Raw genomic sequence first — 12,644 nt, 5'->3', positions numbered from 1 at the left:
CTAATTCCTCAAGCTTTCTGTTGATGGTTCCCCGATGAGGGCTTTGAGCGGAAGGCCTGTCTCTGTGGCCCTGGAGCGGTCGATGGTCGACCCCAGAGTCAGAGCACGTTTAGCGGCCATGAAGTCGTGGGGACTGTTCACCGCGTCTGCGGCGATGAAGTGTCCGTCTCGGTAATAAAGGACGGTGAAATGTTCGGTGTCAGGCTCTCCCCGGATAAGGAAATCGTCGTATCCGTTGGACAGCCCTGCGATCTGCAGTTTCAGGTCTCCCTGGTCGGACCAGAACCAGGGAACTGCGGGTGCCGGACTCGGGTGACCTAGAAGTGACGAGGCTGCTATCTTGGCCTGGTCCACGGCATTTTGGACCGATTCCACGCGGATGCTTTCAGCGGGGTAGCGGGGGTGGGGCTGGATGGTGCAGTCACCGGCAGCGACGATGTCCGGGTTGCTGGTGCGTGCGCCGCTGTCCACGATGATTCCGCGGTCGCATGCCAGTCCGAGTTTTTCAGCCAGTTCGGTGCGGGGTTCGACGCCGATACCGACGATGACGAGGTCTGCCGGGATGACTGTCCCGTCGGACAGCTCCACGCCGGAGACCTTCTTATCGCTCCCATGCAGCGAAGTGACACCTGATCCGAGGATGATGTCGATGCCGCGCTTCTCGTGGGCCTTCTTGTAGAAGTCAGAGATGGGAGGGGCAGCCACCCGCTGAAGGAGCCGGTCAAATGTCTCAACGACAGTGACGGCCAGTCCTCGTTGGCGGGCAGCCGCGGCGGCTTCGAGCCCGATGAATCCGCCACCGATGACCACGACGCGGCTGGCTTTGGCCAGTCTGGTGCGCAGGCTCCGGGCATCAGGGATGCCACGGAGGTAGCAGATACCGTCGAGATCCTTGCCCGGCAAGTTCAGTTTGCGGGGCCGGGATCCGGTGGTGAGGGCAAGCTTCGAGAACGATATGGCCCCGTCGCGGGAGGTTGTCGCCAGGCCGCCGTGCCCCTCCTCGTCAAGGACGATATCGGTGACGCGGGTGCCGGGCAGGACATCGATCTCGTGTTTCGAGTAGAACTCCTCGGTGCGGAGGGCAAGGTTTTCCTCGTCCATATCACCGCCTAGGAAGGCTTTGGAGAGTGGGGGGCGCTGGTACGGCGACTGGTCCTCGGCGCCGATAAGGGTCACTGGATCGGTGTATCCCTTTTGGCGGAGGGAGACTGCAAGCTGCAGTCCGGCTTCGCCGGCACCGATGATGAGGGTGCCGGCAGTGCCGCCGGGGTGCTCGTTGGTCATGGATTTCTCACTGTTCTGGAGCGATGTCGATTTCGAGGCCGTCGAGTTCGTCGGTCATGCGGATCTGGCAGGAAAGCCGGCTGTTGGGTTTACGTTCGGCGGCTGCATCGTCCAGCATTTCGTCTTCAAAATCGTCGGCCTGGCCGGTCATGCCGATGCATGATTCGGCGATGTAGACGTGGCAGGTGGCACAGGAGAGAGCCCCGCCGCACTCGGCGACGATGCCCGGCACTCCATGTTTTACGGCAGTTTCCATCACGGATGCTCCGAGACGGGCATCGAGGGTGTGTTCGCTTCCGTCTGGGGAGCGGAGAATGATTTTTGGCATGGGCTTAGTCCTACTTGTCTGTCTGGAGCGTTCCGGCACCTCCCGGCAACGCGGGGCGCCAGCACGCTCCAGCACGGGTGGGAACGGATCAGAACAACTCGAAGTATTCGCGGTGCTCCCAGTCCGTCACACCATTGATGTATGTTTCGGCGTCGGGGTTCTCGGCGACCCAGCTGGCGTGACGGGACACTTCGCTTCGTTTGATGGTGACGAGGTAGTCAATGAACGCGTCGCCGAACGCTTCCCGGTAGAAGGTGTCGGCTTCCAGGGCGTCGATTGCGTCCGCCAGTGTTGTCGGCAGTTGCGCGACGTCCTGGCTGTAGGGGTCTTCGCTGAGCGGGCCCGGTTCGGTTTTGTTCAGGATTCCGTCCAATCCGGCGGCCGCCTGGGCGGCCATGTACAGGTACGGGTTGGCGGCGGAATCGCCCACGCGGTTCTCAACATGCGATGAGGGGTCACCGGGGGCAGAGATCACGCGCATCATGGCCGCGCGGTTGTCCTGGCCCCAGGTCAGCCGATCGGGTGCAAGTGAATACGGCCGACGGCGACGGTAGCCGTTGATGGAGGGCGTGGTGAAGACGGAAGCGGCAATGCCGTGTTCCAGGGTGCCGCCGACATAGTTTTGGCCGAGGCCGGACAACGGCTCGTCCAGAAGCGGCACCATCAGGTTTTCCCCCGTCTCCGCGTCGACGACGGACGTGTGGAGGTGCCACCCGCTGGCATAGAACCCGTCGATGGCTGGAGTGCACATGAATGATGCGAGGTGTCCCTGGCGCTTGGCAACCTGTTTGACGGTCATCCGGAACAGCACCGCGGCGTCGGCTGCTGCAAGGGCGTCTAGGATGTCGAATGTCGTCTCCACCTGGCTGGGTGCCCACTCGTCGTCAAGCGTACGGAGTGGCAGCCCCATGGATACGAGCGCCTTCCGGATGGGCCGTAGGACGTCATCGATCTCGTCCAGATGATCGGTGAGCAGGTAGCTATACCCGCGGGCGACGGGTGCCACCTTGGGCGGGTCCGCCGGTGACCCCGGTGCGCCAAGGGATCCGTTTTGGAGCATGTCGTCGACAACCCTGGTCAGGTACCATTCCATTTCGATGCCTGCGATGAGGCCGTAACCGTTGTCAGCCATCTTTTGAAGCGTCTTTTTCAGGATTGAGCGAGGGGCGAAGGGGAAGAGTTCGCCGTTAGACATGTACAGGTCGCAGATGACGACGGCGGTTTCTTCGACCCATGGCAGGACTTTAAAGGTGGCGGGGTCAGGGACCATTTTTACATTTGGGCTTCCACCCAGACCTTCAATCGCGAATCCGCCGTCAGCTGAGAACGGATTCATGACGATCGCGTTGGCGGTATCAAAGAAGAACGGTGCCATGGTGATATCGATTCCGGATTCCAGCGCGGCCAGATAGGCGTTCTTGGTCAAGGACTTGCCACGGAGCAGCCCGTGCTGATCTGGAAAGACGAGCCGGACGATCTCGATGCCTTGGGCATCCAGTTCCTGTCGGCTGAGTTCTGCCGCTTCCTTCTGCTCCCCGCTGTAGAGGCCGTGTTTCTGGATGAACTTACTGCTACTGGTCATGACGCTTCCTTAAAAGTAGGCACAGCGATTTAAGCGCTGTTGCGCTGCAGGAGTGGAGGGTGTTTCTAGAACTTCGAGGGGTTGGCGAGCCAGCCGCCGACGACCCGTTGGGCTTCAGCCCAGGAGGTGTTGTGTGCTGACTCTGCCTCTGTCAGGAGACCGTCAACGTCGACGCCGTGGTCCCGCAGTTTTGTTTCTTCGATGGAGAGTAGTTGCCGTACTCCCGCCGGGGAGATTTCCGGATGGAACTGGATGGCCAGCGCGGATCCGAGGCGCCACGCTTGGGGGTACTGGTTTGACGTGGCGAGCAGTTCGGCTTCCGGAGGTGGAATGAAGCTGTCGGTGTGGAAGGAAAAGAACCGGCCGTGAAGCGCGGCCGCTTCACTCCCAGGGCCGTTCGGTTCGGGCAGGACATCGATGAATCCGCATTCCAGTCCGCGGCTGCCTCGGATCGCTTGGCCCCCCAGGGCGGTGGCCAGGATTTGGGATCCCAGACAGATTCCCAACACAGGAACGTGCTCGTGAACTGCCCGCCGCAGAAATTTCTGTTCGTCGATGAGGAACGGGTGCTTGGGGTCCTCATAGGCGTTCTGCGGGCCGCCGAGGCAGATCACTGCTGCCGCGTTTTCCGGTTCCGGAAGCAGTTCGCCGGCGAAGGGCCGGACCAGCACCGGTTCCATCCCCTGCTCCCGGATGAGGACATCTAACCAGGACAGGTCTGCGCCGTCGAAGTGAGTGATCACCAGTACTTCCCGGCCGATCGCGCTCATGGCTGGGGCCGTGGTTCTATCCGGGATTGCCAAGGCCGCCAGTGGTCAGTTCCGGCCAGGGCGCGCATGAGTTCTGTGGCGCTAGCCCGGTCAAGGGCCAGCCAGGAATCGTCCGGTGTTACTCCATATGGAGTGAAATCCCAGATTTTCAACCTTTTGACCTCGGCTACAACGGGCTGCATGCTTGCGGCCTCGCGCTCCAGCCGCCGTACCTTCTCCTGCAAGATGCCGATTTCCCGTCGGAGTGACTCCAATTCAGTGGATTGTTGGCTTTGCTCAGTCATTTCTTCGCCTGCCCTAGAAAACCAGCGTGAGGTTCTCGTGGATGTGTTCTGAGTCCAGCAGGTTGGCCTGCTTGAGCCGGATGCGCCAGCCCTCGTCCCCGGCGGTGAGCACGTGCCCATACCATCCGCTGTAGGTCTTGTGGACCCCGGCGCGGAACTCGTTGACGATAAAGTTGGACCTGATGTAACGCAGCCCCTTTGAGGGTTCGTCCAGAACTTCTACGTTGCTGATGACCCTGCGGGTCCGTGACTGCGGTATCTGGCTAAAGGCCAGCCCGGTTCGAAGCCAATAAACCCGGTCGGTGAGTCGGCGGCAGTCATCAAAGGCGTGGGAGACTTCCAAACGGGGGTTCCCTCCGCCGGGAGTGATAGGCACCCAGTAGAGGCAATCGGCGCTGAAAAGTTCGAGCCAGTCGTTAAAGCGGCCCTCGTCGATGAGGCGTGCCTCTTGGGCCAGGAACCCTTCGCCCCGGCGGGCAATTTCGCCGGCGGCGACGGGCCAGTCGGAGTTGAGAACGTCCCTGAAGTCGTCCAGATCCGCATAGAACGATTCGTCGACGTGATAGGACCAGCTCGACGTGTCGGAGTAGTCCTGGATTTTCTGGCTCATTTGGCATCTCCGTTCATCAGACGCAACCATTCTTCGTAGTAACCCCGCATATGGATTTCGTCGGTCACGGCGGTGACGATGACACCGTTCTCGTCCATGGTCTGCCAGCCGTCCACGTTCAGACCGCGGTTCATAAGGATCCATTCCTCTTCAGAAACCGCAAGTCCCCGCTGGACCTCTTCGAAATTGGCCTGGTCATCGGGTTCGCCGAAGGCCGGGAAATCTTCCTGGGTGCGCATGCGCATCGTGTTGACTTCTTCGGGGACGCCGCCGATCGATGTTGCATTCCATGTCAACTGCGTCCGTTCCACACCCAGCGGCTCGATCACCTGGATCTGGTTGCCTATGAGAAGAAGGTTCGGGAAGATGCTCAGATTGATCTGGGCACCTGCGCTGACATCCAAAAGCCGGTCGGCGTCCTCCGGATACTTGCTGCGGATCAGTTCCTCGAACTTTTCCCGGCCGGGCTGGGGACGCTGATTTGCCCAGATACTACCCGGACCGTCAAAGTTTGGCCGCTGGTCGATGACGCTGTGGCCGTTGCCAAGCGAGTAGACCTTCATGGGGCCGTCGTCGGGCGTCTTGCCGAAGTAGGACATGTCCTTGCTATCGCCCATCCGCGACGCCATCTCCAGTAACGAACGGTGGGAAAACGAGGGATGGTAGCCGTCCCCTGCATTGTCGAAGGCAAGCTTCCAATTGCCGCGGTAGCCCATGCGATGAGCGGCACTTCGGACGATCACCTCGCCGTCCGGTGCGCGGTCAATCCAGTAGTCAAGCCACGGCTTTGCTTCTCCAAGGTAGTCAGGCAGCGAGGGCGCCGACTCGCTCAGGGTGCCGAAGATAAACCCGCGGTAGGACTGAACCCGCGTGACCTTGCCGAGCCCGAGTTTGGACTTATCAAATTCGGCGCCGTAGCCCTGGGGCCAGGGCGCACCGACAAGCTCCCCGGTGTTCTTGAAGGTCCAGCCATGATAGGGGCACTGAAAACTCTTGGCTACGCCGGATTCCTCGCGGCATATCGTTGCAGCGCGGTGTGCGCAGCGGTTGAAGACCGCGTGTAAGTCACCGCGGCGGTCGCGGGTTACGACGATCGGCCGCAGCCCCAGTTTGGTTGAGACAAAAGAGTTGGGCTCTGGTAGCTGCGACTCGTGGGCCAGGTACACCCAGGTATGGCCAAAAACCTTGACCATTTCTTCGTTGAAAACCTGCTCATCGGTATATAGGGTGCGGTGGACACGGTCTACTTGGACGTAGGCGTCCCACGCTCCGTCGCGTGTTGCCTCACTTTTGTAGGCGGAAATCTCGGGGGAAACAACCATCAGAATATCTCCTCAATGTGAACCAGATGTCTGGTTGCAGATGGGTTCCACCGAGCGTAGGGCTCGCGATTTGCGTCCGTCTACAATCTGGTTCGTTATTTCTCTCAGGGAAATATTTGATGCAAAACGTTTCCCATGCGGCGTTGTGGGCTACTGAGCCCCGGTGAACATCTCATGGGGTTTGGCTATCTCCGCTTCGGCGAGAACCACGGCCGCGCGCAGCGCCTCTGCGTATTCCGGGATTCTTTTCCGGTTGAAGCGGATGCTTGGAATAGCCACCGAGATAGCGGCAACCGGGTAGCCCGCGGGGTCCTTGACGCAGGCGGCGATCCCGGCAATGCCTTGGGCAGCCTCCTCCTGGTTCAATGCGTAGCCCTCCTGGCGGACGGTGACGAGGTGCCGCTTGAGGGCCTGGAGAGTTGTGATTCTGGCTGAGCGCCACGGGATGAGGCCATCGGCATGGATGGCGTCGAGTTCCGTGCGTCCCAGCTCGGCAAGCAGTGCCTTGCCGCCTGCTGACGAGTAGGCCGGGACCAGGTCCCAGACGCCGGTGCGAACACTTAGCGGCTGTGTGCTTTCCAGCCCGTCGACGTAGCTGACGCGTGGACCGTTCAGAACCCACACCTGGATTGTCTCGTTGAGTGCCTTGTTGAGCTCTTCAATGGCGGGCCGGAGAACGATTCGAAGCTGACCCGGCGAAAGTGTGCCTTGGTGGCGGCCCGCGATTTCCGGACCCGCGCGATAGCGACGGTCCCCGTCCTGGCTGGCGAAGCCGTCGTAGCACAGCGCCGCCAAGAGGCGGTACGCAGTTGAGGGGACCACGTCCAGCAATTCGGCGGCATCCTTCACCGCCAAAGACTTTCCTGCAGATAAGGCCTTGATCAACTGCAAGGCCCGGTGGACTGTATCGAGCGGGGGAGCCTGTTCGTCATTTCGCATAGAGAAATAATGGCAGAAAATGTTGTCGCATGGGAAACGCGCTTGTAAAGTTTTTCCATCGGATGTCAGTGATTGGCATCACAACTCAGGCTTCGGCCTCCCGGGTCTCGCCCAGGGCCGGCACAGTCGGCCTGGAAGCCCGGCCAGTCGCTTTCACGTCCATACAACAGCTCTGTTCTGCTGTCCTCAGCACGTGATCAAAAGGCATTCATCGTCGAATGCGGAAGGTGGACAAGTGCCCAACTCTCTATCAGAGCGAAACCGCCGATGGGATCTTCTCAACAAATCCATGCAGGAGAATGAAGTTGACGCCCTCATTTTTGCGGCCAATGACTACCGCGGCCATAAAGGGGCGCTGCGGTACGTTGCCGACTACAACCTGCTGCACCGATCCGGCAACGCCGTTATGTTCAAGGATGAGGAGCCGGTCGTGGTCCTGTCCGGGAACCTGTCCGGAGCGCGCAAACCTGACTCAGGGTGGATCAGTGACTACAGATGCCCGGGAACTATTGCCGCGGGGCTCGTGGATACCCTCAAGCGTAGGAAGAAGTTTTCCAGGGTTGGCATCGTCGGACTGGGCCAGATCATGAAGGTCGATGAGTATCTGGCTCTGACCGCCGCGTACCCGCAGGTGGAGTTTATCGACTACTCCGCACAGTTCGAATTGATCCGCGCCGTCAAGAGCGCTGCTGAAATCCAGGGGGCTCAGGAATCCGCGTACATCCTGGACCAGTGTTTCAGCCGTTTGTTGGAAATCGCCCGGCCCGGAACAACTGAACGGGAGATAGGCGCTGAGATGTACAAAGTGGGGCACCGGCTTGGTGGTGAAGACCCGCTGTTCCTGACCATGTACACCGAGACAGACAGCGACCAGACCAATGCAACGTTTGGTCCGCCACGGGACCGCGTTCTGACCGCCCACGACGTTCACACCTTTTCATTCGAAATCGTCGGCCCGAAGGGTTACTGGACCGAACTGTCCCGGATGGTCACATTTGCCCCGCCTACGGAAGATACGGAGCGTATGGCCCGTGCTGTTACCAAGGGCCTGGCCGCCGCGGCCAGGGAAATGTGTCCGGGCGTCTCGCCCTCGAAAGTCCAGCGGGCAGTATTGGAGGCTATCGAATCCGAAGGGGCGACCTCCTCTTATTGGTCCGGGCATGCACTGGGGCTGGATGTACTGGAACATCCTTGGATCGGACTGGATGTCGTCGAGGACGGCAGGCAGTCCGAGGACACAATGCTGCAGGCGGGCTATCTGTTGGCAGTGCACCCGATGGTGCGGGACGTTTCTGCGCAGGTTACCGGCTACATGGCCGATTCCTTTGTCATTGAGGAGTCAGGCAGCCGCAAATTATCCGAGCACCCGACAGGTCTGTACCGAATTTCGAAAGGTGAAGCAAATGTCAACGAATACTGAGAACACCATCGACGCGATCACTGCGTCCGTTCTCCAGCGCCGGGTCGACGCGATTGCCAAGGAAATGGCGACCATGTTGATGCGGTCTTCCCGTTCACCGATCTTCAACGAAATCGGCGACCTGGTGACCGTAGTTTTTGACAAGGACGGCAACACCCTGGCCCAGGCAGAGTTCGCGGCCATTATCGCCTTTGGAGCCCACCCTGCTCTCGAGTACATCATCAAGTACTACGGGGATGACATTCACGAAGGCGATGTCATCATCCACAACGATGTGTACCACGGCGGCAACCAGAACGCCGATACGGGAATCTTTATGCCGGTGTTCTCTGACGGGAAGCTGGTCGGCTGGACCGCGGCCAAGGGCCATATGGCAGACATCGGGGGGATGACCGCCGGCGGCTATGATCCGAACGCACGTGATATCTGGCAGGAAGCGCTCCGCATTCCGCCGGTAAAGGTCGTGGAGAAGGGCGTTTTCCGCAAGGACGTGTGGGATTTCATTTCAGCGAATATCCGTTTTGACTTCGTCATGGAGGACGTAAAGTCCATGATCGGGTGCTGCACCATTGGTGGTCGCCGGCTGGTTGAGATGATCGCCCGCTACACCTTGCCCGTCTACGAACGGCACATGAACTACATTCTGGAGAGCTCCGCGCGGCAGGTGCGGGCCGAAGTCAACCGCTGGGCAGACGGCACCTATTACGGCGAAAGCTGGATGGTCTCCGATGGCTTCGATACCACCAAGCGATACAAAATCGCTTGCGAGATCGAGATCAAGGGCGATGAGATCACCTTCGATTTTTCGTCCAGCGATGACCAGGCCCCTGGCATCACCAATATGCCTCCGGCCTCCGCCAAGGGTGCGGTGCGAATCGCGTTCCTGATGATTCTGGCCAGCGGCGATATCAATATCCCCACCAACCAAGGACTCTTTGAACCCATCACGACGGTGTTCCGGGAAGGATCAGTGCTTAACCCCCGATTCCCGGCGGCTACGGTCTTCGGTAACCAAATGTCCGATGAAGTGGTCGAGTGCATCATGACAGCGTTGTCTGGAATCTTGCCTGACCGTGTATCGGCGGGTTGGAACAAGTACATGTGTACGTCCACCAACGGGGTGGATCCGCGCACTCATGAAGAATTTGGCACTCTGACGGTGTTCCAGCGCACCGGGCCGGGCGGAATGCTGGGCACCGACGGTTGGGACGCCTTGGGTTTCACCGGCACCGCCGGGCAGATGCGGGCACCTGATCCGGAAATGTTCGAACTGACGTCCCCGCATTTCCTGGAGTACCACGAGTACCTGCCCGATTCCGCCGGAGCCGGCGAATTCCGCGGCGGCATGGGCACCCGCTCTGCATGGGTCAGCTACGGGGAGAACCAGCACGGCGTCACACTGGGTGACAACGTCCGCTCCGAGGGTGCAGTACCGGCAAGGGGACTTTTCGGGGGCAAGGATTCGGGCCTGAATGACATGACCGTGACCTTCCCGGACGGGACAACCCACCTGTGGGGCTCCAAGGAGATCATCGCCTTGCCGCCCGGTTCGCGAATCGAGTCCCTGCTGGGCGGGGGCGCCGGATACGGCGATCCCTTCAACCGGCCCGCCGAAAAGGTCCTGGCCGAAGTCCGTGACGGCATCCTGTCCGTTGAGAAAGCACGCTCGGACTACGGAGTAGTCCTCACTGCCGACGCGAGCGCCGTCGACACCGCCCAGACCGCAGCGCTCCGCGCCTAAGCTTTTTTAGTCAAAAGGACAACTACCATGAGCATCAGAATCGGTATCGACGTCGGCGGCACATTCACCGACTTCCTCGTCATATACCCGGACGGCCAGCGGCGCATACACAAGACAAGCTCCGTTCCCTCCGATCCGCCGCTGGCGGTGTACAACGGGCTGCAAGAGATCGCCGCGCTGGACGACAAGTCCCTTAAGGATTTCCTGACCGGCGTAGAACTCATCGTCCACGGCACTACCGTGACCACGAACGCCTTGCTCACCCGCCGGGGCCCGAAGATGGCCCTGCTGGGAACGGAAGGTTTCCGGGATGTATTGCCTATGCGTAACGGAACCCGTGAAGAACCGTACGACAACCGCCTGGAACAGCCGGAATCCCTGGTACCCCGTCATCTGCGACTGCCTGTACGTGGCCGTTTCGACTACAAAGGGGACGAAGTCACGCCACTGTCCGAGCAGGACGTGAGGGATGCTGTGGGCATCATGCAGGAACAGGACGTGAAGTCCGTCGCCATTTCGTTCATGCACTCACACGCCTCGGCAGAACATGAGAACCGGGCCGCAGAGATCGTGGCCGAGCTCATGCCTGCGGCTTACATCACCAAGTCTTCGGAGCTGCTGGGTCAGGCTCGCTACTACGAGCGGACCAGCACGGCAGTGTTGAATTCTTACGCGGGGCCCATCATCAGCGGTTATCTAACCAAGCTTCTGCAGCTGCTCTCCGAAGTCGAATTCGACGGCGTTCTGCTGATGATGCAGTCCAACGGCGGCGTCGCCACTCCCGAACAACTGGCCAAGCGGGCAGCGCTGTCGCTGCTTTCGGGCCCCGCTTCGGGGCCCACCGCGGGTTTGCTGGTGACCGCGACGCACGGCTGGGATTCATGCATCACCGTGGACATGGGCGGCACCAGCTTTGATGCCGCCGTGGTGAAAAACAACAAGCCCCTGGTCATGACCGATGGTGAGATCGACCGCTGGTCCCTCGCGTTGCCGGCCGTGGACATCCACACAATTGGCGCCGGCGGCGGGTCTATCGCATCCGTCGATGAAGGCGGACTGCTGCGGGTTGGCCCGCAGAGCGCCGGAGCCGTACCTGGCCCGGCCTGTTATCGCCGGGGAGGGGTGCACGCCACCACGACCGACGCTGACGTCGTGCTGGGGTACATCGACCCGGACACCTTTCTGCACGGTCAGATCGGCCTGGATCGCGAAGCCTCCTACCAGGCGATTAAGACTGACGTGGCGGATCCCCTGGGCATCAGCGTCGTGGAAGCAGCCGCAGGAATTTACGAAATCGTCAACGTCACCATGGCGACGGGGGTACGGGACATCACCGTCCGCCGCGGTCTGGACCCCCGTGACTTCCCGATCGTCGTTGCCGGCGGCGCCGGTCCGGTCCACGCGGCTGCAATTGCCCGTGAACTTGACATCCCAGTACTCATCACCCCACGGGACTCATCCATCTTCTGCGCAGCAGGGATGCTGGTCTGCGACTTCAAACACGACTATGTCCAAAGCGCCAACCAGAGGCTGCACAGCCTCAGCGCCGATAGCTTGGTCAGCATTTGGAAAGAGATGGCAGACCAGGGCCGTAACACGCTGCTGACGGAAGGGGTGGCTGAAGCCGATATCTCCTTCATCCCGGCTCTGGATCTGAGGTACAAAGGTCAGTGGTACGAACTGAACATTGAGGTGGACGCCGTCAACCTCGAAGCACCGAACCTCGATGACTTCGCCGAAGCCTTCCACCGCGAACACGAGGTGCTGTTCGGCTACAACAATCTGGAAATGCCGATTGATCTCCTGAACATCCGGCTCTCAGCCATCGGCCGTACTCCCAACGACCGGGTCACACTAACCGGCACCATGGCTGCTGGCGACGACCGTCCGAAGAAGACGCGCCGCGATATCTGGTCCCCCCTGCAGCGCCGCATGGTCGAAGCGGACGTGCATCAAGGCGCAGCCATGGGACCGGGAGAGGAAGTGGAAGGTCCGGCCATCATCGAGCTGGGGACCACAACCATTGTCGTTCTGGATGAGTACAACGCGGTGGTAGACCGCAACGGCTCCTTCGTCATGTACCTCACGGACCAGAAGGAAACCCTCAAGGCACGTTTGAGTCTCGCCTGAGCCTACTTCGGGGGATCACCATATAGTCAAAAACCAGCCCCGACCCGACATGTCTGGCGCCCCACCCCCAGCTACGGGGCCACACCCGACGTAGGCCGAACCAGCTCCACAACCCGGCTGTCGACAAAGCGCGGGCAGGCGATCGCGCCTGCCTGCCCGCGCCCCCTCCAGCAACCCGTGTCATCCAGCAGGGATCCAGGTCCGATCTGCTGGCTTCCCTGGGGGATTCGGACG

Annotated in this window: 10 protein-coding genes; 3 read left to right on the top strand and 7 right to left on the bottom strand. The window is 60.5% G+C overall.

The window, feature by feature from the left end; translation table 11 throughout:
- From FNL14_RS14275 to FNL14_RS14240, 7 genes are all read right to left on the bottom strand, one after another.
- The gene (locus tag FNL14_RS14275) at window positions 1-1,284 is read right to left on the bottom strand and encodes an NAD(P)/FAD-dependent oxidoreductase (protein ID WP_142061072.1); all 1,284 of its coding nucleotides are present in this window, start codon (window positions 1,282-1,284) and stop codon (window positions 1-3) included.
- A gap of 7 nt (window positions 1,285-1,291) precedes the next feature.
- On the bottom strand, window positions 1,292-1,612 hold the full coding sequence (locus FNL14_RS14270; protein WP_142061070.1) for a 2Fe-2S iron-sulfur cluster-binding protein: 321 nt from the start codon (window positions 1,610-1,612) through the stop codon (window positions 1,292-1,294).
- 88 nt (window positions 1,613-1,700) lie between these two features.
- On the bottom strand, window positions 1,701-3,194 hold the full coding sequence (locus tag FNL14_RS14265; protein WP_142061068.1) for a glutamine synthetase family protein: 1,494 nt from the start codon (window positions 3,192-3,194) through the stop codon (window positions 1,701-1,703).
- 65 nt (window positions 3,195-3,259) lie between these two features.
- Window positions 3,260-3,964 (bottom strand): type 1 glutamine amidotransferase, encoded by a 705-nt coding sequence (locus FNL14_RS14260; protein ID WP_142061066.1) that lies wholly within the window; start codon window positions 3,962-3,964, stop codon window positions 3,260-3,262.
- A gap of 297 nt (window positions 3,965-4,261) precedes the next feature.
- The gene (locus tag FNL14_RS14250) at window positions 4,262-4,858 is read right to left on the bottom strand and encodes an aromatic-ring-hydroxylating dioxygenase subunit beta (protein ID WP_142061062.1); all 597 of its coding nucleotides are present in this window, start codon (window positions 4,856-4,858) and stop codon (window positions 4,262-4,264) included.
- A complete protein-coding gene (locus FNL14_RS14245) occupies window positions 4,855-6,180 on the bottom strand; it encodes a Rieske 2Fe-2S domain-containing protein (protein ID WP_142061060.1) in 1,326 nt (441 codons plus the stop codon). Before FNL14_RS14245 ends, FNL14_RS14250 begins: the two co-directional genes overlap by 4 nt.
- 150 nt (window positions 6,181-6,330) lie before the next feature.
- On the bottom strand, window positions 6,331-7,119 hold the full coding sequence (locus FNL14_RS14240) for an IclR family transcriptional regulator (RefSeq protein WP_142061057.1): 789 nt from the start codon (window positions 7,117-7,119) through the stop codon (window positions 6,331-6,333).
- 235 nt (window positions 7,120-7,354) lie between these two features.
- Between FNL14_RS14240 and FNL14_RS14235 the strand changes: the two genes are divergently transcribed.
- The 3 genes from FNL14_RS14235 to FNL14_RS14225 are packed head-to-tail and all read left to right on the top strand — an operon-like array spanning window position 7,355 to window position 12,410.
- Window positions 7,355-8,539 carry a M24 family metallopeptidase gene (locus FNL14_RS14235; RefSeq protein WP_181762640.1) on the top strand — a complete coding sequence of 395 codons (1,185 nt, stop codon included), beginning with the start codon at window positions 7,355-7,357 and terminating at the stop codon, window positions 8,537-8,539.
- A complete protein-coding gene (locus FNL14_RS14230) occupies window positions 8,523-10,280 on the top strand; it encodes a hydantoinase B/oxoprolinase family protein (protein ID WP_181762639.1) in 1,758 nt (585 codons plus the stop codon). The genes FNL14_RS14235 and FNL14_RS14230 overlap by 17 nt, the downstream gene beginning before the upstream one ends.
- A 27-nt stretch (window positions 10,281-10,307) precedes the next feature.
- Window positions 10,308-12,410, top strand: coding sequence for a hydantoinase/oxoprolinase family protein (locus tag FNL14_RS14225; RefSeq protein ID WP_142061051.1), 2,103 nt, complete (start codon window positions 10,308-10,310; stop codon window positions 12,408-12,410).
- The last annotated feature ends 234 nt before the right edge of the window (window positions 12,411-12,644 follow it).

The organism is Pseudarthrobacter sp. B4EP4b, from assembly GCF_006680095.1.
Classification (GTDB): Bacteria; Actinomycetota; Actinomycetes; order Actinomycetales; family Micrococcaceae; genus Arthrobacter.
The sequence above is the reverse complement of the archived record's forward strand: the minus strand, read 5'-3'. Positions and strand labels throughout refer to the sequence as shown.